General features: G+C 35.0%; 16 protein-coding genes and 1 tRNA gene. 6 read left to right on the top strand and 11 right to left on the bottom strand.

Translation table 11 applies throughout. From position 1 onward, the window contains the following. Position 1: 1 nt before the first annotated feature. From nrfD to BM239_RS05115, 3 genes are all read right to left on the bottom strand, one after another. Entirely contained in the window at positions 2-1,741 is a 1,740-nt protein-coding gene (gene nrfD, locus BM239_RS05125) for an NrfD/PsrC family molybdoenzyme membrane anchor subunit (RefSeq protein WP_092206539.1), read from the bottom strand. A gap of 34 nt (positions 1,742-1,775) precedes the next feature. After that, positions 1,776-5,000 (bottom strand): TAT-variant-translocated molybdopterin oxidoreductase, encoded by a 3,225-nt coding sequence (locus BM239_RS05120; protein WP_092206538.1) that lies wholly within the window; start codon positions 4,998-5,000, stop codon positions 1,776-1,778. A 127-nt stretch (positions 5,001-5,127) separates the two neighbouring features. Further along, a complete protein-coding gene (locus BM239_RS05115; protein WP_092206791.1) occupies positions 5,128-6,420 on the bottom strand; it encodes a c-type cytochrome in 1,293 nt (430 codons plus the stop codon). A gap of 215 nt (positions 6,421-6,635) precedes the next feature. On the opposite strand from BM239_RS05115, the gene BM239_RS05110 reads away from it, so the two are divergent. Both BM239_RS05110 and BM239_RS05105 read left to right on the top strand, forming a co-directional pair. Continuing rightward, positions 6,636-7,037, top strand: a complete 402-nt coding sequence (locus tag BM239_RS05110) for an SPOR domain-containing protein (protein ID WP_177208981.1) — start codon at positions 6,636-6,638, stop codon at positions 7,035-7,037. Positions 7,038-7,158: 121 nt separating this feature from the next. Further along, positions 7,159-7,563 (top strand): SPOR domain-containing protein, encoded by a 405-nt coding sequence (locus tag BM239_RS05105; protein ID WP_092206537.1) that lies wholly within the window; start codon positions 7,159-7,161, stop codon positions 7,561-7,563. A gap of 47 nt (positions 7,564-7,610) precedes the next feature. Here the strand turns inward: BM239_RS05105 and infB are convergent, their stop codons facing one another. From infB to rimP, 3 genes are read right to left on the bottom strand one after another with little or no spacing between them, the layout of a single operon-like run. Then, entirely contained in the window at positions 7,611-10,448 is a 2,838-nt protein-coding gene (infB, locus tag BM239_RS05100) for a translation initiation factor IF-2 (protein ID WP_092206536.1), read from the bottom strand. 29 nt (positions 10,449-10,477) lie between these two features. After that, on the bottom strand, positions 10,478-11,710 hold the full coding sequence (nusA, locus tag BM239_RS05095; RefSeq protein WP_092206535.1) for a transcription termination factor NusA: 1,233 nt from the start codon (positions 11,708-11,710) through the stop codon (positions 10,478-10,480). A 13-nt stretch (positions 11,711-11,723) separates the two neighbouring features. Further along, on the bottom strand, positions 11,724-12,185 hold the full coding sequence (gene rimP / locus BM239_RS05090; RefSeq protein WP_092206534.1) for a ribosome assembly cofactor RimP: 462 nt from the start codon (positions 12,183-12,185) through the stop codon (positions 11,724-11,726). Between the two features lie 173 nt (positions 12,186-12,358). Here rimP and BM239_RS05085 point away from each other — a divergent pair, with 173 nt between their 5' ends. Continuing rightward, the gene (locus BM239_RS05085; protein WP_092206533.1) at positions 12,359-13,183 is read left to right on the top strand and encodes a universal stress protein; all 825 of its coding nucleotides are present in this window, start codon (positions 12,359-12,361) and stop codon (positions 13,181-13,183) included. A 185-nt stretch (positions 13,184-13,368) separates the two neighbouring features. On the opposite strand, the gene BM239_RS05080 is transcribed toward BM239_RS05085, so the two are convergent. After that, positions 13,369-13,441, bottom strand: a tRNA-Gln gene (locus BM239_RS05080). Positions 13,442-13,591: 150 nt separating this feature from the next. On the opposite strand from BM239_RS05080, the gene BM239_RS05075 reads away from it, so the two are divergent. Together BM239_RS05075 and BM239_RS05070 are read left to right on the top strand one after the other, a co-directional pair. Next, a complete protein-coding gene (locus BM239_RS05075; protein WP_092206532.1) occupies positions 13,592-16,960 on the top strand; it encodes a glycosyltransferase family 117 protein in 3,369 nt (1,122 codons plus the stop codon). Positions 16,961-16,965: 5 nt separating this feature from the next. Next, the gene (locus BM239_RS05070) at positions 16,966-17,634 is read left to right on the top strand and encodes a polysaccharide deacetylase family protein (RefSeq protein WP_092206531.1); all 669 of its coding nucleotides are present in this window, start codon (positions 16,966-16,968) and stop codon (positions 17,632-17,634) included. On the opposite strand, the gene BM239_RS05065 is transcribed toward BM239_RS05070, so the two are convergent. The 4 genes from BM239_RS05065 to BM239_RS05050 form a co-directional block, all read right to left on the bottom strand. Next, entirely contained in the window at positions 17,631-17,927 is a 297-nt protein-coding gene (locus tag BM239_RS05065; RefSeq protein ID WP_092206530.1) for a thioredoxin family protein, read from the bottom strand. The genes BM239_RS05070 and BM239_RS05065 overlap by 4 nt on opposite strands. 98 nt (positions 17,928-18,025) lie before the next feature. After that, positions 18,026-19,261: a metallophosphoesterase gene (locus BM239_RS05060; protein ID WP_092206789.1), complete on the bottom strand. Its 1,236-nt coding sequence runs from the start codon at positions 19,259-19,261 to the stop codon at positions 18,026-18,028. Between the two features lie 72 nt (positions 19,262-19,333). Beyond that, positions 19,334-19,933 carry a glycoside hydrolase family 2 protein gene (locus BM239_RS05055; RefSeq protein WP_143094891.1) on the bottom strand — a complete coding sequence of 200 codons (600 nt, stop codon included), beginning with the start codon at positions 19,931-19,933 and terminating at the stop codon, positions 19,334-19,336. Further along, positions 19,899-21,002, bottom strand: a complete 1,104-nt coding sequence (locus tag BM239_RS05050; RefSeq protein ID WP_092206528.1) for a beta-N-acetylhexosaminidase — start codon at positions 21,000-21,002, stop codon at positions 19,899-19,901. The genes BM239_RS05055 and BM239_RS05050 overlap by 35 nt, the downstream gene beginning before the upstream one ends. A 39-nt stretch (positions 21,003-21,041) precedes the next feature. Between BM239_RS05050 and BM239_RS05045 the strand changes: the two genes are divergently transcribed. Then, on the top strand, positions 21,042-23,978 hold the full coding sequence (locus tag BM239_RS05045) for a GH92 family glycosyl hydrolase (RefSeq protein WP_092206527.1): 2,937 nt from the start codon (positions 21,042-21,044) through the stop codon (positions 23,976-23,978). Positions 23,979-23,983: the final 5 nt, after the last annotated feature.

Raw genomic sequence — 23,983 nt, 5'->3', positions numbered from 1 at the left:
TCTACGCTTCGTTTATTATTTGGTTAGCTTGTCCAGACCAATCATCACGTTCTGCTCTTCCAGGGAAAGAACCCGTAATTTCGTCTAACAAATCGTATTCTTTTTTCGTCATTCTACTAACTTGTAGGTAAGTGAAAATTCCAATACTATTCAATACGTCTTCCATTTTTGGTCCAATACCATTAATTTTCTGAAGATCGTCAGCTGTTTGTACTGCTGGATCAAACTTACCGATACTTTCTAATAAATTATTTGTCTTTTCAGAGTGGTCTACAGTAGGAGTTGTTATAGGTTGTGCTGGTTTAGCTGCTAATACACCAGATGTTCTAGCATCTGCTCCAGTTCCAGCTAAACTATCTCCACGCTCTCTAATGTTTTTGTAACGCTCACCTGAAGATTTTAATATTGTTTTTACTTCAGCTTGTGCTATTACTGGGAATGTTCTTGCATATAATAAGAATAACACAAAGAAGAAACCAATTGTTCCAATAAAGATTCCAATGTCTACAAATGTTGGTGAGAACATAGTCCAAGATGACGGTAAGTAATCACGGTGTAATGAAGTTACAATAATTACAAAACGCTCAAACCACATACCAATATTTACGACTATGGAAATAAAGAATGAAAACATAATACTGGTTCGTAATTTCTTAAACCACATGAATTGTGGTGAGAACACGTTACAACTCATCATTAAAAGATAAGCCCACCAATAAGGTCCTGTTGCTCTGTTTAAGAATGCATATTGTTCATATTCAACACCAGAATACCAAGCAATAAATAGCTCTGTAATATAAGCCACACCTACAATAGATCCTGTAAGCATGATAACGATGTTCATTAACTCAATATGCTGAACCGTAATATAATCTTCTAAACTACATACTTTACGCATGATGATTAACAAGGTGTTTACCATAGCAAAGCCAGAGAAAATTGCACCTGCAACAAAGTAAGGAGGGAAAATGGTTGTATGCCAACCTGGTATTACTGATGTGGCAAAGTCAAAAGATACAATGGTATGTACAGAAAGTACTAAAGGTGTTGCTAAACCAGCAAGTACCAAAGATACTTCCTCAAAACGTTGCCAATCCTTTGCTCGACCTGTCCAACCAAAACTCAATAAGGAATAAATTTTCTTTTGAAATGGCTTAACGGCACGATCACGTATCATGGCAAAATCTGGAAGTAATCCTGTCCACCAGAATACCAAGGATACGGATAAATACGTTGAAATAGCAAATACATCCCAAAGTAATGGCGAGTTAAAGTTTACCCATAGCGAACCAAATTGGTTTGGAATTGGTAATACCCAATATGCCAACCATGGACGACCCATGTGTATAATTGGAAATAAACCTGCTTGAACAACAGAGAAAATTGTCATTGCTTCTGCAGAACGGTTAATTGCCATTCTCCATTTTTGACGGAATAATAATAGTACTGCAGAAATTAATGTTCCTGCGTGACCAATACCAACCCACCAAACGAAGTTAGTAATATCCCAAGCCCAACCTACGGTTTTATTTAAACCCCAAGTTCCAATACCTGTAGATACTGTATAAATAATACACCCTACTCCCCAAAGGAAAGCGATAAGTGCGATAGAAAATACAATCCACCAAGATTTGTTTGCCTTACCTTCTACAGGTCTTGCCACATCAACAGATACATCGTGATATGATTTTTCGCCTGTAACTAAAGGTCTTCTAATAGGTGCTTCGTAATGAGACGCCATAATCCTTTTATAATTATTTTCTTAATTCGTTTTATTATGCTTCGGTTGTATTTCTCACTTTAGTATGATACATCACGTTTGGTTTTGTTCCTACGTGCTCTAACAAGTGATACATACGATTATCTTCTTTAAGTTTTGCAACTTGACTGTCTTTATCGTTAACGTCTCCGAAAACCATAGCGCCACTTCCACATGCTGCGGAACATGCTGTTTGGAATTCACCGTCTTTAATAACGCGACCATCACGTTTTGCATCTAAAATGGTTTTCTGTGTTTTTTGAATACACATAGAACATTTTTCCATGACACCACGTGAGCGTACAGTAACATCTGGATTTAATACCATGCGACCAAGATCATCATTCATATGATAGTCAAATTCATCATTTTTGTTGTATAAAAACCAGTTAAAACGACGAACTTTATAAGGACAGTTATTAGCACAGTAACGTGTTCCAACACAACGGTTATAAGCCATATGGTTCTGACCTTGACGACCATGCGATGTTGCGGCAACTGGACAAACAGTCTCACAAGGTGCGTGATTACAATGCTGACACATAACTGGTTGGAAAGCTACTTGCGGATTGGCCGCTGCAGTTTCCATTTCATCAAATGCATCAATAATTGCTAATCCTTTTGTTTCTTCTTTTTTAGAATTATCACCAGCAAATGTGTCTTCAGATGAATAATACCTATCAATACGTAACCAATGCATATCACGGCTACGGCGAATTTCTTCTTTACCAACTACAGGAACATTATTTTCTGCATGACAAGCAATCACACAAGCACCACAGCCTGTACAAGCATTCAAGTCGATTGATAAATTGAAATGATGACCAATTGATCGATCAAATTCATCCCATAAATCCACTTCTGGTGATGTAACTGGAGTTTCTTGATGATTTAAGGATACCACAGGTATGGCATTCCAGTGTTTTTTATCTTTAGTGTTAAAGATTTCTAATGTTGTTTCTTTAATAATATCGCCACGACCCATTAAAGTATTATGCAGTTGTACACAAGCAAACTCATGTTCACCACCAACGACAGTCAGAGATACATTTCCAGGTGTTGGATTAAAATCCATATATAACGGATAGGCATTAACACCAGTTTGCATTTCTTCTTTTAAACCAGCTCTACGACCATAACCAAATGCTAATCCAATAGATCCTTTTGCTTGGCCTGGTTGTATGATAACTGGAGCCGTTACGGTAACACCGTTTACAGCTAATTCTACCACACTTCCGTTTAGACCACCATCAGCAACATGCCAATTTTTAATACCTAACTCTTTAGCATCTGCTTGAGAAACGGTTACATAATTATCCCATGTTGTTCTTGTAATTGGATCTGGCATTTCTTGCAACCATGGGTTATTAGCTTGCTGACCGTCACCCATTGCTGTTTTTGAATATAAGGCTAACTCTAAACCATTAGATGTAGCTGTTGCTCCTAGTTTTCTTGCTGCATCGCCAGCTGATATTGCCACAGGTGCTGCAGCAACACTATTAGAAGTAGTTGTCGTTGTTGTTGCACTATCTTCCTTATCTTTTAAGCCAACTCCTTCTGCAACATCTTCAATGATACCACCTACCCAAGTTTTTTTATCTTCTTCGGAAGTGGTTGAAGTTGTCGTTGTTTGCATTGCATCTGCAGCAGCAGAACCAGAAACATACATACCATCATGTAAAGCTTGGCTAAATGACGTATTACCTAAAATACTAGCAGTCCAAGTTTGCTTTAAATAATCATGATAAGATAAATTATTATCCGTTAACTTTAATAAGGTCTCTTGAAACTGACGCGTATCAAATAAAGGACGGATGGTAGGCTGCGTTAATGCAAAATGACCTTTTTTCAATTCAACATCACCCCAAGATTCTAAATAGTGAGGTACAGCTGCTTGATATTCGGTTTCCAATGCTGTTTCATCTGCTTTCATTGTAAAAGCAACAGATAAATCTGTTTGTTTTAACCCTTCAGAGAAATCTCCAGCATTTGGTAAAGTATATAGTGGATTAACACCACTCATAAGGATAGCTCCTACTTTACCTGCTTTCATATCAGCAACTAAAGTCATAACTTCCTTATCATTTCCTTGTCTTATTTTTATAGGTGTTTCTGGGTCGAATGCTTGACTATTTAAATGCGAATTAATTGCCAAAACAACTGTTTGAGCATTCACATCTTGAATACCGGTTACTACCACACCTTTACTACCTGCCTTTTTTAATTGAGAGGCTGCTTTCTGCACAGCTTCTTCAATATGTTGTGGCAATTCACCTGAAACGGAACCACCAACCACAGCACTATATAATTTAGCTAGAGCTACTTTTTGTTGACTAGGTGTTAAAGAAACACGTTTATCTGCATTAGCTCCAGTTAAAGACATATTTGATTCAAACTGAATGTGGCGTGACATTTTGCCATTGGTTGGGATTTTATTTTTGGCATAACCAGAATCAAATCCGCCACCTTGCCAATCCCCTAGAAAATCTGCTCCAAAAGAAACGATTGTCATCGCTTTTGCAAAATCATAATTTGCTAAACCACGTTCGCCATAATTTGCCTCGTAAGCATCTAGAGCCGCTGATTCAGAAATCGCGTCGTATTGTACATGACGAACATTCCCGAATTTAGCTTTAAACTCACTAACTAATTTAGAGGTTGATGGGCTTGCATATGTTTGCGTTAATAAAACAATAGCTTTTCCTGAACTACTAACACTAGCTAACTTTTGGCCAACTTCGGCATCAAATTCACTCCATGAAATAGGTTCTCCTGCCTTCATAGGACCTTGAATTCGCATGCTGTCGTACAACCCTAAAACAGAAGCATTCACTCTAGCATTTGCATGACCATTGGTAGCTGCTAATGTGTTGTTTTCAATTTTAATTGGGCGACCTTCACGAGTTTTTACTAAAACAGACGCATAGTCATAACCATCTGCAATAGTAGTTGCATAGTAATTTGCTACACCAGGAGTAATTTCCTCGGGTTGCACTACATAAGGTATTGACTTAACAACTGGTCCTTCGCAAGCAGCTAATGATGCAGCAGCTGTACTAAAACCAACATATTTTAAGAAATCACGACGTGTTGTTTTCGAACTTTCTAACGATTCTTTATTTCCTAAAAACTCGTCAGTAGGAATTTCTTCAACAAATTCGTTTTGTTTTAGCGTCTCAACAATTGAGCTATTCTCGTTTAGCTCTTCAACACTTTTCCAGTATTTCTTGTTTGATGACATATTATATAATTGAATTACTTCTTAATTAATTAATTTAAAGTTTTAAATCCTTTTCAAGAGATTTAATTTATGCTTTTATGGTAATGTGTGCGACTCCCATTTTCATGGCAACTCTTAAACGTTTGGTTTAATAGTGACACTTACCACATTCCAGACCACCCATTTGAGCAGCTGTTAACTTGTCTACGCCATACTTTTTAGATAATTCTTCATGAATTTTCGTATAGTAAGCGTTATCTTCTACCTTAACATTTGTTTCTCTATGACAGTTAATACACCAGCCCATAGTTAACGATGCGTGCTGATACATTATCTCCATTTCCTCTACTGGACCATGACATGTTTGACATTCAATACCAGCAACTGAAACATGTTGCGAGTGGTTAAAGTATGCAAAGTCTGGTAAGTTATGTATGCGAACCCATTTAACCGGTTGAGTTTCACCTGTATATTTTTGTTCTGCATCATCCCAACCTACAGCCGCATATAATTTCTTAATTTCACCATCGTAAAATTCTTTGCTATATTCTTCTGTAGCTGTTTCTGGAGATACTTCATAAATAGATTTATGACAATTCATACAAACATTTAACGACGGTATTCCCGAGTGCTTACTGACACGTGCTGATGAGTGACAGTATTTACAATCAATACCATTATCACCTGCATGAATTTTGTGCGAATAATGTATTGGTTGTACTGGCTGATATCCTTGATCAACTCCTACTTGCATAAAGTAGCCGTAAACAAAGTACCCACTAGCCAATAATAGGATGATTACGGATACCAATACTAAAAATTGATTTTGAATAAATGCTTTCCAAATTGGCGTTCCTTTAGTTTCAGAAACATCTACACCTTTTGCTTCTGCAAAACGATTTAATGTTTGTCTTACTAAAACAAGCGCCATTGCCAATAATGCAAAAAGAACTGTTAAAGCACCCAAAATAATTTTGTTAGACATACTAGATCCATCCGAACCGCCTCCATCAGCAACTACAGCCTGCACACCAACTGGTGCTGCTGGAGCCTCTTCAGCAGTATAAGCTAAAATGTCATTAATATCTTGATCTGATAACTGTGGAAACGCTGTCATAGCAGCACCGCCATATTCGTTAAATATTTTATTAGCATACGCATCGCCCGCTTTAATCATAGACGAACTGTTACGAATCCAAGAATGCAACCATTCTCTATCCAAACCTTCATCGTCAGACAAACGTTGCTCTACATTACGTAGCGCTGGACCTGTCATCTTCTTGTCTAGCTTATGACAAGCAGCACAGTTGGCATTAAATAAAGATTTACCGTTTGCTGGATCACCTTCTTGAGCCGAAAGTGACGTTGAAAATGCTAATAAAATAACTAAACTTAAACGTAAAATGTTCTTGCCTAATTTTCGGTGATTCACCTGTTTCATATTATTGGTTGAATTAACTTCTAAACTTTGGTATGATTTTTTCAATTAACAAAAGAAAAAAAATACAATAATAAAATCTCTCGCAAAAGTAACATTTAAAGTCGATTTTAGAAATGTTACAGAACTGTTAATTGCTAATTTAGAGAAATTCTAAATAATAAAACCAACTACTTTTAAGTTATAATCTTTTACATTTGTGACAAATACTATTGAAAATGAATTTATTGAGCAGATATACCAAGACCATATTAATATTAAGCCTACTCTTTAGTGCTAATGAATTTTATGCACAACAAGGCTCCATCACCATCAATCAAGCACCTGAATTGGAAACTTTATTGGCATTAAAGAAGGAAATGAACGGTTCAGACAGTGATTCTAATCGTTATAAAATTCAAATCTTCTCGGGTGACCGAACAGGTGCCGAAAAGGCAAAATCAAATTTTGAAGCAAAATTTGAAAAAATACCATCACTTCTTGTATATGAAACCCCCAATTATAAGGTTTGGGCTGGAAATTTTAGATCCCGTTTAGAAGCTGACAGAGCATTAGAGAAAATAAAGAAAGAATTTAATGATGCCTTTCGGTTTAAACCTAAAAAGAAAGACAAAAAATAGGTTATCTATTAAAGAAAAACATCCTAGCATCGGAATGAATTAAAGTTAACACGTGTTATTGTGTTGTTGTCTTGAAAGTTAAAAAAATTATCTTACCAATCACACCTCAAAACTTATTAGAATGGCTATTACAAAGCATTATTCAACCAAACTGCTAGTTATTGGCCTTGTATTAATTAATACTAGTATATGTGCGCAACAAGGCATCATTACAATAGAAAAGCCAACCAAACTAGATAGTTTAATGGTGATTAAGAGGGAAATGAATCTTGCAAACAATAACTCTGACCGTTATAAAATTCAAATATACTCTGGAGACCGATCTGGTGCTACCACAGCATTAAAACGCTTTAAAGAACTATTTACAAATTGGAATGCTGTAGATGTTTACGAACCACCCAATTATAAAGTGTGGGTTGGTAATTTTAGAAGTCGCTTGGAAGTGGATAGAGCACTTTTAAACATACAAAGAGAGTTTCAGGATGCCTTTCGGTTTAAACCAAAGAAAAAAGATATTATTAAATAAAAAAGAGTGCCAAAAGGCACTCTTTTTTATGATAAATAGATTTAAAATTATTTTAATTTCTTTTTAACTTCTACTTCATGGTAGGCTTCAATGATATCACCTTCTTTAATATCATTGTAGTTTTTAATTTGCATACCACAATCATATCCTTTACTCACTTCTTTAACATCGTCTTTAAAACGTTTTAATGAAGATAATTCACCTGTGTAAACCACAACACCATCACGTATTAAACGAACACCAGAATTTCTGAATATTTTACCAGTTAACACCATACATCCAGCAATACTTCCAATTTTAGACACCTTAAAGATTTCTCTTATTTCAGCTGTACCAGTAATTTCCTCTTTAAGTTCTGGAGATAACATACCTTCCATAGCATCTTTAAGATCATTAATAGCATCATAAATAATAGAGTACATACGGATATCAATCTCTTCCTTATCTGCAATGTTTCTAGCATTACCCATAGGGCGTACATTAAACCCTATTATAACCGCATCAGATGCCGAAGCTAACAGCACATCACTTTCCGTAATTGGCCCAACACCTTTATGTATAATATTAACCTGAATTTCTTCAGTTGATAATTTCTGGAATGAATCTGTTAAAGCCTCTACAGAACCATCCACATCACCTTTAAGAATGATGTTTAATTCTTGGAAATCTCCTAAAGCAATTCGACGACCAATTTCGTCTAATGTAATATGACGCTGCGTACGAACGGATTGCTCACGTTGTAATTGTGTACGTTTGGTAGCTATTTGTTTTGCTTCACGTTCGTCTTCAAAGACATTAAACTTATCACCTGCTTGAGGTGCTCCATCTAAACCTAAAATTGATACTGGTGTTGATGGACCTGCTTCTTTAACTTCGTTACCACGTTCGTCTTGCATGGCTTTAACTTTACCACTATTTTTTCCAGCTAAAACATAGTCACCTATCTTTAAAGTTCCTGCTTGTACTAAAATAGTTGACACGTAACCACGACCTTTATCAAGAAAGGCTTCAACAACGGTTCCCGTTGCACGCTTATTAGGATTTGCTTTTAACTCTAATAATTCTGCTTCAAGCAATACTTTTTCTAATAACTCTTTAACACCAACTCCTGTTTTAGCAGAAATATCATGAGATTGAATTTTTCCACCCCAATCCTCTACTAACAAGTTCATTTGGGCTAAACCTTCTTTCACTTTATCAGGGTTTGCTCCTGGTTTATCAATTTTATTGATAGCAAAAACAATTGGCACGCCTGCAGCTTGTGCATGAGATATAGCTTCTTTGGTTTGTGGCATGATAGCATCATCGGCAGCAATCACAATAATAGCAATGTCTGTAACTTGAGCACCACGAGCACGCATAGCTGTAAAGGCTTCGTGACCTGGAGTATCTAAAAATGCAATTTTCTGGCCACCTTCTAACTGAACACCATAAGCACCAATATGTTGCGTAATTCCTCCTGATTCACCAGCAATTACATTTTCCTGACGAATGTGATCCAATAAAGATGTTTTACCATGATCTACGTGACCCATAACTGTAACTATTGGTGCACGCTCCTCAAGATCTTCAGGTTTATCTGCTACTTCTTCAAAAGATTCTTCAATACCAGCAGTAATAAACTCTACTTCATAGCCAAACTCATCTGCTACAATTGATAACGTTTCAGCGTCTAGACGTTGGTTCATAGTAACCATCATACCCAAAGACATACATGCCGAGATAATTTGTGTTACAGAAACATCCATCATCGTAGCTACTTCGCTTGCTGTAACAAATTCTGTTACTTTTAAAATTTTACTATCAGCTTGTTCCGCTTGTAAATCTTTTTCAGACTGTTCACGGTGTTGATCTCGCTTATCACGACGATATTTAGCACCTTTACCCTTACTTGATTTACCTTGTAGTTTTTCAAGTGTTTCTCGAACTTGCTTTTGAACTTCTTCTTCGCTAGGCTCTTCCTTAACTATATTACGACGTCCTTTTCCAGCTGACGATTTACCTTTAAATCGGTCGTTACCTCCCGTTCTTTGAGTTCCTGAACCCGAAGAACCTGGTGCTCCTGCTTTACTTATACGACGACGTTTCTTTTTAGGATCAGACGTTTTATTTTCTGTCTTTTTCTTTGGCTTTTTAAATTGTGATAAATCTATTTTTTCACCAGCTATTTTAGGCCCAGAAAGTTTTTGATATTGAGTTTTTAAACGCTCATCTACAGGCGCATCTGTTTCTGTAGAATCATCAGACTTGGTAGTTTCCGTTTTTGATGTTTCTGCTTTAGGACTGTCCTTTTTAGATGTTTCAGTTTTTTCTGATTCCGTTTTTTGCGTGTCTGCTTTTGGTTTATCAGCTGCTTTAGAAGATGGCGTGTCTTCCTTTTTAGCTTTATCCTCTGGCTTCTTCGCTTCTACATCTTTAGGTTTATCTTCAGATTTAGGCGTCTCTTTGGTTTCAACTTTTGGCGTATCTGCTGGTGTTTCCTCTTTTGGTTTTACCGCTTTTTTCTTATCGGCATCCAAATCAATTTTACCCACTTGTTTCGGCCCAGAGAGTGTAGATTTAGCTTTAACAACTTCAGCTTCTTTCGCTTTAGCTAGCGCCTCGCGCTCAGCTTTTTCTCTCTCTTTAATTTCAATTTCTTGCTCGCGCTGAATCCTTAATGCCTCTTTTTCCTTCTGTTTCGCTTCACTAACCTCTTGAGATGCCATTTTTTTATTAGCATCTGTTTGAAATTCATTGGAAAGCACATCAAAAGTTTCTTGAGAAATTTTTGTTGTTGGACGTTTCTCTATTTCAATGCCTTTTGAATCTAAAAATTCTACAGCACGATCTAAAGAAATGTTTAGCTCACGTAATACTTTATTTAATCTAATTGTTTCAGCCATAAATCGCCTTTAATATAACCTAATATATGTTAATCTTCGAATTCTTCTTTAAGAATTCTAATTACTTCATTAATTGTTTCTTCTTCTAAATCGGTTCGTTTCACTAAATCTTGAACATCTTGTTCTAGAATGCTTTTAGCGGTATCTAAACCAACTTTACTAAATTCTTTTATAATCCAAGGTTCAATTTCATCTCGGAATTCAGATAACTCAACATCTTCCTCGGCACCTTCTCTAAAAACGTCAATTTCATAACCTGTTAATTGACCTGCCAAACGGATGTTATGTCCGCCACGACCAATAGCTTTACTAACCTCTTCAGGCTTTAAGATAGCTTCGGCTCGTTTATTTTCTTCATCAATTTTAATAGATGTTACACGTGCTGGACTTAATGCTCTGGTAATATAGAGCGGTAAATTACTAGTATAGTTTATAACATCTATGTTTTCATTACCTAATTCGCGAACAATACCATGGATTCTTGAACCTTTCATACCGACACAAGCACCTACTGGATCTATTCTATCGTCATAAGAATCTACTGCAACTTTAGCTTTTTCACCTGGAATACGCACCACGTTTTTAATGGTAATTAAGCCATCAAATACTTCTGGTATTTCCTGCTCAAACAGTTTTTCTAAAAATACAGGCGCAGTTCTAGACATTATAATAGCTGGCTTATTTCCTTTTAGCTCAACACTTTCAATAATACCACGAACATTATCTCCTTTTCTAAAGAAATCTGAAGGTATCTGCTTCTCTTTAGGAAGAATTATTTCGTTGCCATCATCATCCAATAAAATTACGGCTCTATGACGAATATGATGTACTTCTGCCGTATATATTTCACCTACTAAATCTTTAAATTGCTTATAGATGTTGGTGTTATCATGTTCATGAATTTTTGAAATTAAGTTTTGTCTTAATGCTAAAATAGAACGTCGTCCTAAATCGATTAATTTCACTTCTTCTGATACGTCTTCACCAACTTCAAAATCTGGCTCAATTTTACGAGCTTCTGATAATGAAATTTCTTGATTTGGCTCTTCTACCTCACCATCTGCAACCACTACACGATTTCTCCAAATTTCTAAATCGCCTTTATCTGGATTTATAATAATATCAAAATTATCATCATCTCCAAATTTCTTTTTAAGGGCATTTCTAAAAACATCTTCTAAAATTGCCATTAACGTCACACGATCGATTAATTTATCGTCTTTAAACTCTGAAAACGAGTCAATTAACGCAAGATTCTCCATATCTCTCTTTGAATTAAAATTTTATCATAACTTTTGCTTCTACAATATCTTGATAGGCTATTTCAGCCTTTTTTAGTACTGTTACTTTTCCTTTACCTACAGGTTTTAGCTCTCTTGCCTTCCACTCTAAAGTAATATGTGTATCGGTTGCTTTTGTCAGCTTACCAACTACGGTTTCTTCTTTTGTTCGTAGTTCTAAATCTCTACCAATATTTTTTTTGTATTGCCTAACATGAGACAATGGAGCTGTTGCACCTCCTGAGGCTACTTCCAACGAAAAATCGTGCTCATCTCGATCAATATTATGCTCAATAGCGCGACTTACAAACACACAATCATCAACCGTAACACCATGATCGCCATCTATAATAACCGAAATAGCATTATCTGCTCCCATAGTAAAATCGATAAGAAATAAATCTTCTCGCTCTTCAAGGGCATTATTTAATAAAGTCTCTACAGTTTTTTTTAACATAATCGATACAAAAAATTGGTATAAAAAGAGGGGACTTTAGGTCCCCTCATTTATTCTTTTTCTTACAACGCTGCAAATATACAATAATTTAATTGAATTCCATAATGAATGAAATATCAATTTTTATTCTTAAATTTAGTGATTGAAAACAATTTGATAAAAAAAACCATCCAATGAAAAAAATTCTTGTCCCAACCGACTTTTCAAAAGAAGCAGAACAAGCCTTAAAAGTGGCAGCACAATTAGCAAAAAAACACGATAGCGAAATTTTCTTACTGCACATGTTGGAACTTCCATTAGACCAAGTAGACGCTTTAAGCCAATATAGTGAGTTGCCAGAGGCTATGTTTTTTATGAAGTTAGCACATCAAAAATTTGAAAAAACAATGGCTCAAGACTATCTACAAGACATAATAGTTCATGAAACAGTTGATTTCAACCAAACATTTACAGGCATTACAAACACCTGTAAAGAACATGATATTGATTTAATTGTTATGGGATCTCATGGCGCCAATGGCTTCAAGGAAATGTTTATTGGATCCAACACCGAAAAAGTTGTAAGAACAGCAGAAGTACCTGTATTAGTCATAAAAAATGAACATGAAAATTTTGAAATAAATGACTTTGTGTTTGCTTCAGATTTTAAAAATGACAATAAAGGCACCTACATACAAGCTGTTAAATTAGCACTTGCTTTAGATGCCAAAATTCATTTACTGTTTGTTAATACGGCGAATAATTTTGTAACTACAGACACTGCTAAAGGAAGAATACTAGATTTTATTGCTGGTAACGACTTTAAAAACTATACCATTTCCATATATAATGACGATAGCGTTGAAAAAGGAATTTTAAATTTCTCGCACGTTGTAGGAGCCGATTTAATTGGTATTAGTACACACGGTAGACAAGGAATTGCACATTTCTTCAATGGTAGTATCAGTGAAGATTTGGTAAATCATGCCAAACGACCTGTGGTTACTTTTAAAATATAATAACTAGACTATTTTATAAACATAAAAGCCTCCAAATAACTTGGAGGCTTTTATGTTTAAATCACCATTGTACAGTCTGCAAAGCGACTGATTAGTTTCTTTAGACAATAAAGAAGCACTTAATCATTCCCAACTAAAATGAAAAAATCCTAACCATAAAAATGATTAGGATTCTCTTTAACTAGTTGGCCCACTAGGTCTCGAACCTAGACTCTTTGGTACCAAAAACCAACGTGTTACCAGTTACACCATAGGCCAATCTCGTATTGAGGATGCAAATTTAAAACAATTATTTATTTGCGCAAGCATTTTTTAAAGAAAATAATATCTAAATACTTAACGTTTCCTTAAAAGTATGATGGATTTGATATTTATTGTTAAATTCGCCTATCTAAAAATTGCAATTACATGACACATATTAGCTTTAAAAAGTGGAATACTATTTTAGGATGGTTCGCTTTTTTAGTCGCATTTATTACGTTCGGACTAACAGTGGAACCAACTGTAAGTTTTTGGGATGCAGGTGAATATATTTTAACATCAGCCAAATTACAAGTTGGTCATCCTCCAGGAGCTCCACTATTTCAAATGTTTGGCGCTTTTTTTTCCATGTTTGCTTTGGAGCCATCGCAAGTTGGATTTATGTTAAATATGATGAGTGCCGTAGCCAGTGCTTTTACAATATTATTTATGTTTTTTACCATTTCACTTTTATTAAGAAAGTTAATTGGTGAACCTGAAACACTTAATAGCAGCCAAAAAATTGCAATTTTAGGAAGTGCTTTAGTAGGAAGTTTAGCATTTACATTTACCGATTCGTTTTGGTTTAATGCGGTTGAAACAGAGGTGTATGCCATGGCAACATTAATCATGTCTGTTTTATTCTGGCTCGCGTTACGCTGGGAACGAGATATGGACAATCCGCGTGGTAATCGTTGGCTAATTCTTATTGCGTTTATTATTGGACTATCTTTTGGCGTGCATTTTATGGGATTATTAACCATTCCTGCCATTGGGTTAATTTATTATTTTAAAAATTATAAAACAGTTACTTTAAAAAACTTCATCATAGCTAACGTGGTTTCGGTAGCTATACTACTTTTTATATTTAAACTTTTAGCACCTAATATTCTGCGTATTTTTAGTGCTACAGAAATTTTCTTCGTCAATTCATTTGGATTGCCTTTTAATTCGGGTACTATTTTCGCTGGTATTGTTTTAGTGGCTTTAATTTATTTCGGTTTAAAATACACACGCAATAAAAACTACAAACACCTCAACACAGGTATTCTGTGTGTAACATTTGTTATTATTGGTTTTTCGTCTTGGCTTATGTTACCTATTCGTGCCAATGCTAATGTGGTAATAAATGAAAACGACCCAAGTGATGCTCGTGAGCTTTTAGCCTATTATAATTTAGAGCAATACCCAGAAACACACTTGTTTTATGGACCACAATTTACCGATCAATATTCTGGTTTAGATGAAAATGAACCGTATATAGATGATAAACCAAACTACGAAAAGGATCTAGAAACAGGAAAGTACGTTATTATAAACGACTGGGAGAAAGCACGTCAGAATTATAATTCCGATCATGCTTCTATTCTACCACGTATGTGGAGTGGCGAAAATGCCGAGAACTATATGATTTTTACTGGGTATTTAGATTTCAAACTGAAACCGGAATACCAAATGGAAAATGAACTCCGAGCCGCCGTTAACAACTTTAAAAATGAAGTTGCCAATGGTATGGTGGACTATGAGGATTATCATAAATTTCTAAAACAAAACGGTCAAATAATTGATGTTGAAAAACCATCATTAGGGAGCAATATTGCCTATATGTTAGAATTTCAATTAGGCTATATGTATTGGCGTTATTTTATGTGGAATTTTGTTGGTAGACAGAATGATGTGCAAGGAAAATTAGATGATTTTAATGGCAACTGGTTAAGTGGTATTGGTTTTATTGATGAATGGCATTTAGGCTTACCACAAACCGATTTACCGAGTGATGTTAAAGAAAATAAAGCCCGAAACACCTATTTCTTTTTACCACTCATTTTAGGCTTAATAGGTTTATTCTTCCTTTATAGTAAAGACAAAAAACTATTCTGGGTAATGTTGGTTTTCTTTCTATTTACAGGATTGGCCATTCAAGTTTATACCAATGTAAGACCATTTGAACCACGAGAACGAGATTACTCGTTAGTTGGTTCCTTTTATGTATTTGCGCTGTGGATAGGTTTTGGTGTTTATGCTATAGTGGATATGCTTAAAACAAAAATCAAATCGAAAGCTCTAGCGCCAGCCGTAACCATTTTATGTCTCATTTTAGTACCTGGTATTTTAGTAGCTAATAATTGGGATGATCATGACCGTTCTGATAAATATACAGCGCGTGCTATGGCTAAAATGTATTTGGATTCCTGTGCTGAAAACGGGATACTATTCTCCATTGGAGACAATGACACCTTTGCTTTATGGTATGCACAAGAAATTGAAGGGTATAGAACGGATGTTCGCGTGGTTAACACTAGTTTATTCCAAACCGATTGGTATATAGACCAGATGAAACGTAAAGCGTATGAAAGTGATCCTATTCCTTCAACTTTAACACACGAACAATACCGTTCGGGTACGCGTGACTATATCATGAAAAAAATAGATTATATAGATGAAAAAGGAAGACGACAGCCCATTTTAAGTAAAGATACTTTACTCATTAAGGACTTCATGGATTTTGTAACAAGTGATAATCCAAAGACAAAATTTAAATACATCTTACAGATGCAAGGTGAAGATCCAAGCTATTATCCTACTCAATTACAAAACTCAAACTATTTTCCTGTCGAAAATATTCGAGTACCAGTTAACAAAGAAAATGCCCTAAAATATGGTATTGTTAAAGAGAAAGATGCCGATAAAATTGAAGACTATTTGGATATCAGAATTACCGATGGTGCCATTTATAAAAACCGTCTATTAATGTTGGATATCGTTGCTACAAACAACTGGAAACGTCCTATTTATTTTACAGGTGGTGCTTTTGGTAACGACGATTATATTTGGATGAAAGACTATTTGCAGTTAGATGGTATGGCTTATAAACTAGTCCCTATAAAAACACCAGTAAACAGAGCCAATCCTTTTGATATGGGACGTGTGGACAGTGAGTTAATGTACAATAAGGTTAAAAACTGGGATTGGGGAAATAGTGGAAGTCCAGATATCTATCATGATACAGAAACACGTAAAAACGCTATTACATATCGCGGTAATTTGGCACGATTAGTTGAACAATTAATCAACGAGGAGCAACCAGAAAAAGCAGAAGAAATAGCTGATGTTGCCATGGACAATATGCCTGTAGATTATTTCGGATACTACACCTTATTAGAACCCTACATTAGCGCCTATTACGAAATTGGTTCTCAAGAAAAAGCTCGAAAACTCTTTATGGATGTTGCTGAAAAATACCAAGAAAATTTAACGTATTACAGTAAACTTGATGAAGAACAACAACGCTTTGTATTCGAACAAATATATACAGATATAGAACGCTATAAGAGCATAGTTGATGTTGTTATTACTTACGACAAAGAATTTGCTAAAACCGAAACCAAGACATTCTCAAATTTCTTGAATCTGTTTAGTCATTTTTATGGAGGTGATGACATTCCAGAAGTTGAATCCGAAATTGAACAAACTCCCGAACCAGTTGATGTAGATATACTTCAAACAGATACCTTGAGTATTGTTCCTGAAGAATAACTATCATGGGTATTATTCCTGTTAAAACACCTACTATCGTAAAAAAAATACTCCCAGACTTTGTTTGGGAGTTTTCTACTTCTGAAAAAGTGTTATATCTCACATTTGATGATGGTCCCACCCCAAAAGTAACCCAATGGACTCTTAACACGTTAAAACAATTTGATGCTAAAGCTACATTTTTTTGTATTGGTAATAACATCCAGAAACATCCCGATATCTTTCAAAATATTCTAAATGAAGGCCACCGTATTGGGAATCATTCCAACACACATTTAAAAGGTTGGAACACCTCTGTAGACAAGTATGTTTTAGATGTTAATGAAGCTCAAAAATTTATCACTTCAGAGTTGAAAAAATCAGACACCAGATCTCAAGCTTTAAATGAGTCACCATTATTTAGGCCGCCATATGGCCGAATAAAACCAAATCAAGGAAAAGCATTAAAAGCTCTAGGGTATACCGTTGTTACTTGGAGTATTTTATCTTTTGATTGGGAAAAAGAAACATCTCCAGAAACCTGTTATAATAATGTTATTAGTAAATCGAAACCCGGAAGTGTTATTGTGTTTCATGATAGCGTGAAAGCTTCTAAAAACCTCATGCAGGCATTACCTAAAGTACTGACATACTTTTCTAAAAAAGGGTATGCATTTAAAACCTTACCTATTTAAACGTATTCTTTAATAATACCAATAAGTGTATTTGCGTCCTGCTCACCACTATGACGCCATTTCATTTCGCCATTTTTGTAGATAATTAATGTTGGTAAGCCTTTAACACGTAGTGCTTCTGCTAATTCTTTGTTCTTATCTACATCTATTTTAATAACTTTAGCTTTATCGCCAAGTGCTGCTGCTACATCTCGTAGTACAGCGTGCATAGCTGTAGATTGATCGTTCCATTCCGTAAAAAAGTCTAATAAGACTGGAATATTAACATCTATAAGTTCCCCAAATTTTGACATACAGTTATATATTAGGTCAAATGTGTTATTACAAACCTACGTAATTTTTTTATATTTTGACTAACAGTTGGTTAAGTCACGTGTATTCGTGTTACAATTTAAACGTTTTGCGTTCCTTTTTTTAGTTCTATAACAGTTACTTCAGGCCAAATCCCTACACGTCCAGGAAACGCATGATAACCAAAACCACGATTTACATTTATATACCGCCCAAACTCTTGATACAAACCAGCCCATTGTTTGTAGATATATTGAGAAGGACTCCACCTAAACCAACCTGGAATTTCTATACCCATTTGCAACCCATGAGTATGGCCGCTTAATGTTAAATGATAGTTGAAGTCGTCTGCTTTTACCTTATATTCCCAATGAGAGGGATCATGCGTCATTAAAATTTTAAACTCATCTTTCCCAACTTCCGATGATGCCTTTGCCAAATTACCAGCTTGATTAAACCCTTTTCCCCAATTTTCAACACCTATTAGCGCTAACCGTTGACCATCTTTTTCTATATAGCGATGTTCATCCAGCAACAAATCGAATCCTATTTTAGGATGAAGATCCTTTACTGCTTGAAAGTTTTTTACCTTATCTTCAGGTGTATCCCATTCTACATAATCGCCATAATCATGATTACCCAATACTGAAAACTTACCAAAAGGAGCATCTAAAGTTTTAAAAACATCAATCCAATCATCCATTTCAGTAGCCATATTGTTAACCAAATCACCTGTAAAAAGCATCAAGTCAGATTCTTGTTGATTGATTAAATCCACACCATATTGAATCTTTTCTTTGTTGGTAAAACTCCCAGAGTGAATATCTGAAATTTGGGTGATTTTAAAACCGTCAAAAGCATCAGGCAAATCGTTAAATGTTAATTGATATTTTAAAACTTTATAATTGTAACGTCCTTGAACAATACCGTAAATAAAAGACGCAAACGGAATAGCGGCCAATCCTAATGCTATTTTAGCAATAAAAATTCGGCGACTTTCAAAGACTGCCGTTTCACCCGGAGTTACCCAGGAGTACCCTTTTCTAAAAACACGAAAAACATCTTCGCCAAACATAATAATGACCAATAAAAGTTTCGGAATTAAAAAAGTTAACATAAAACCTGCTGCTAATTGAAACGAATTTGTTTGACCAGCACTACGTGGTGTAATATAAATTACATATAAAAAATAGGCATAAATGGCAATAGCAGCAACAATCCAAACCAACCGAATTATTTTATTTTTTGTTATTGTTTTTAACGCTTGAAACGCATAAAACTCCAGAAAACAAATAACAATTGAAAAAATAATAAAAGTAATTATCCAACGAGACATAAGCATTCTTTTTTTCGGAGCGTGAGCAAAGATACTGCTAAAAATTAAAGCAGAATGAACGAGGTGTTATATTCAAAAATCATTTAAACTTATAATTTGCAAATCCACTAATTCCGTAGCTTTTGTTTTAAAAACTACCTGCTTACGCTCATGCGGTAGTAAATTGAAATAATTGTCGGAAAAATGTCCTGTTTCATTACAAAATAAAAAGACATCTTTTTGAAACGTTTTGGATGATAAGGTTATTATAAAACCTTCATCAGTTTTTACAACGTCCTTTTGAATAGCTTTTAATGGTAATTCCAATTTTTTGGGTTTCACTAAATAAAAAATAGATTCAGCTTCTTGAAACTTGGAAACAATGAAAACTTGATTTTTATTGAATAAAACTCCAGATAAATTGATGCGTTGTTTAATGGCACTTGAATCTGATTTAACAATTATTTCTTGCGAATTTTCCCAAACTATATCACCTAAAAAAGTAATTATTTTGGTAGTTAGCAATCCCGATTTCGTTTCAAATGTATCATTAATCAGAAATATATTAAGTGTATCCTGTTCAACTTCCAAGGAAATAAGAACATTTTCAAAACTCCGTTTTGCTTTATAATGCAAGGCTTTCCAATTCCCAAAAAAATCAACACTCGACCATGAAACAGCTTTGTAATTCATGTTCATCTTTCAGTTTATTGTCTTCAATTCTCTGCTGACAAGCATCACATGCTTTCCAATGTGTTTTGGGTGCTTCATCTCCACCAATATGAATATATTTCCCAGGAAATAAAGGAATAACCTCATCAAGCACATCTTGTAAAAAGGTAAATGTGTTCTCTGAACCAGCACAAAAAATATCTTCAAAAACTCCCCAAGTCTCCGCAACTTGTAAGGCTTCTTTAGTACAACCTAATTCTGGATATGCTGCAATAGCAGCTTGGGCATGACCTGGCATTTCAATTTCGGGAATAACTGTAATAAAACGATTTTGAGCATAAGCTACAACCTCTTTTATTTGCTCTTGACTATAAAAACCACCATACTTTTTACTATCAAACCGTTGTGGCTCAGCACTAAAATGCTCTATTAAAGTCTGATTTCTAAATGCAGCTACTTCTTGAAGTTTTGGGTATTTTTTAATCTCAATGCGCCAACCTTGATCATCTGTTAAATGCCAATGGAATGTATTCATTTTAAGCATTGCCAAAGCGTCTATATATTTTTTAATAAAAGCCACAGAAAACATATGGCGTACTACATCCAGATGCATACCACGATACGAAAATTGGGGTTTATCTGTTATTGAAATAGACTGTACTGTAATTTGTTTTCCTGTAAACGTATTGTTTTCTAAAGAAATAGGCAATAACTGCCGTAAACTCTGAACCGCATAAAAAGCACCTACATCCGTTTTTGCTTTTATGATAATTTTCCCTAGAAAAACATCAAGAGAATAGCCTTCTAAACCTTGTATGGTTTCATCTTTCTCTATGAGAATACTACTTCCAGATTTTAAAGAAATAGAACTTCCGGATTCAATAAAATCTTTTAAAAAATTACCAGCAACTGAAAAATCTTCATTAAAATCTAATCCGGTATTATTGGTTATGGTAAAATGCCCCTCTTTAATGGTCTGACTCAAAGGCTTCGGTATTATTTGAGGCGTTAATGGCTCTACTATTTCTTTAGAACAACTAAGAAAAAGACTTATAAAAACAATAAAAACTAGAGATGTATTGAATGGCATTTTAGTATATTGGAGCTTAAATTTAGCAATCTATTTTTAATGAAACAGAATCTTGCAACAGTTTTTATTTTATTTTATGTATTGAGTGCCTGCAATCAGGAAACTAAGACCTCATCACCACTTGAAGAAGCTAAAAATTTAACCGCTTACGTGAATCCGTTTATTGGAACGGGAGGTCATGGCCATACCTTTCCTGGAGCAACGATGCCATTTGGTATGATGCAACTCTCCCCAGACACCAAATTAGACGGTTGGGATGGCTGTTCTGGCTATCATTATTCGGACAATTACATCTACGGCTTTTCTCATACCCATTTAAGTGGAACTGGCGTATCTGATTATGGTGACATTTTATTGATGCCAACCAACAACATCCAATTCAATAATGGAGCCGATGGTAAAAAAGGGTATCGCGCCCCTTTTTCTCATGATCAAGAAATTGCCGAACCTGGTTATTATAAGGTGCACCTAGATTCAACAAATATAGACGTAGAACTGACCGTTTCTAAACGTAGCGGCATACATAAATACACGTTCCCAAAGGATAACAAACAAATAGTTATTTTAGATTTAGAGCATCGGGATGAGGTTTTAAATTCTAAAGTAAATGTATATTCTAACACCGAAATTAGTGGTTTCAGACATTCCAAAGCTTGGGCAACCAATCAAAGGCTTTATTACAACATTCAATTTTCTAGACCATTTAAAAATATGACGTTTTTAAATGACACAGAAGAAGGGAAACAAGTAAAGGCAGCTTTTGAATTTGATGCAACAGAAAGCCAATCTCTTGAAATAAAAATTGGAATTTCTGCTGTTGATGAAGTTGGAGCAAAACAAAATTTACAACATGAAATTGGCGAAAAAACATTTGATGTGGTCAAAACTGAAGCGCAACAAGTCTGGGAATCACAACTAAATAAAATAGTTGTTGAAAGTGATAATGCAGATTATAAAACCAATTTTTATACAGCTCTGTACCACACCATGATTGCGCCAAACCTGTATCAAGATACAGATGGTCGTTATCGTGGTATGGATTTGGAAGTTCATCAAACAACAGATTTTGATTATTACACTGTCTTTTCACTATGGGATACCTATCGTGCCACACATCCACTCTTTACCATTATTGAACAAGACAGAACCAACGATTTTATAAACACCTTTCTAGCAAAATATGATGAAGGTGGTATTATGCCTATTTGGGACTTAAGCGGAAACTATACAGGCTGTATGATTGGTTATCACGCCGTTCCAGTTATTGCAGACGCCTATTTAAAAGGTATTAAAAATTACGATGTTGAAAAAGCTTTTACCGCTATGAAACATTCTGCCACACGTAGCCATTTAGGTTTAAAAAGTTATATGAAATATGGGTTTATTCCTGTGGAAGAAGAAAGTGAATCCGTTTCCAAAACATTAGAATACGCTTATGACGATTGGACGATTTCGCAAATGGCAAATTCGTTAGGAAAAACAGATGATTACAAAACCTATTTGGAGCGGGCTCAATATTACAAAAATGTCTTCGATCCAGAATCGCAATTTATGCGTGGCCGTTTTCGTAATACATGGTTTGCTCCTTTTGATCCTTATGAAGTAAATTTCAACTATACCGAAGCCAATGCTTGGCAGTACAGTTTTTATGTGCCTCAAGATATTTCAGGATTTATAAATTTACTTGGAGGAAAAAATAAATTAGAAGAAAACCTTGATGAGTTATTTACCGCTGAAGCTGAAACTTCTGGACGCAATCAAGCAGATATTACAGGTTTAATTGGACAATATGCACATGGTAACGAACCTAGTCATCACATGGCATATTTATACAACTTTGTAAATAAACCTCATAAAACACAAGAGCGTGTTCATCAAATTTTAACGAAATTGTACCAAAATGCTCCCGATGGCATTTCAGGAAATGAAGATTGTGGACAAATGAGTGCTTGGTATATTTTGAGCTCTATGGGTTTCTATTCGGTAACACCAGCATCTAACCAATATATTATAGGAACACCGTTATTCTCTAAAGCAACTATTAATTTAGAAAATAAAAAGCAATTTACAATTGTAGCTCAAGATATAAGTGATACTAATAAATACATTGAAAGTGTTACGCTTAATGGCAAACCTTTGAACAGAACATTCATATATCATAACGAAGTTGTTAAAGGTGGAACATTAGCGTTTCAAATGACAAATTCGCCTTCAACTTGGGGAACTAAAGAAAGTCAAGAACCAAAAACAAGCATTGATAAACACCTTATTGTTCCATCGCCCTTTATTGCAAAGGGAAACGTGGCTTTTAAAGAACAAACGGAAGTAGTTTTAAAAAACACGGATTCTGAAGCTACCATATTTTATAAACTAAATGATTCCGAATACAAAAAATACCAAACACCTTTCATCATTTCTGAACAATCTGTGCTGACAATTTATTCAGAAAAAAATAGTATAAAAAGCCACGAAATAAGCACTGAATTTTATGAAATTGATCCAAACATTTCAATAGTATTAGAAACTGAATATGCTAATCAGTATAACGGAGGTGGACCAAATGCTTTAATAGATGGTATTGTTGGCGCTAAAGACTTCAGAACTGGAACTTGGCAAGGTTATCAAGATCAAGATGTTATTGCTATTGTAGATTTAGGTCAAGAAAAATTAATTAACAATGTATCAGTATCGTTTTTGAAGGATCAAAAAAGTTGGATTTTTCTACCAACTGAAGTCGATTTTTACACATCATTGGATGGTGAAGTTTTTACCAAATTTACTAATATGGCCTTAAAAGCACCTGTACCTACGGATACTATTGACATGGAAGCTATCTCAATTTCCAGTTTGGGCAAAGCACGCTATGTTAAAGTTGTTGCCAAAAAATTAGGAAAACTTCCAAAATGGCATCTAGGGCATGAGCATGATGGCAGAAGTTGGTTGTTTGTTGATGAAATTTCAATTAAATATAATTAACACAA

This window comes from Algorimicrobium echini, from assembly GCF_900115185.1.
Taxonomy (GTDB): domain Bacteria; phylum Bacteroidota; class Bacteroidia; order Flavobacteriales; family Flavobacteriaceae; genus Algorimicrobium; species Algorimicrobium echini.
Note: the sequence above shows the minus strand (reverse complement) of the source record. Positions and strands in the feature narration are given on the sequence as shown.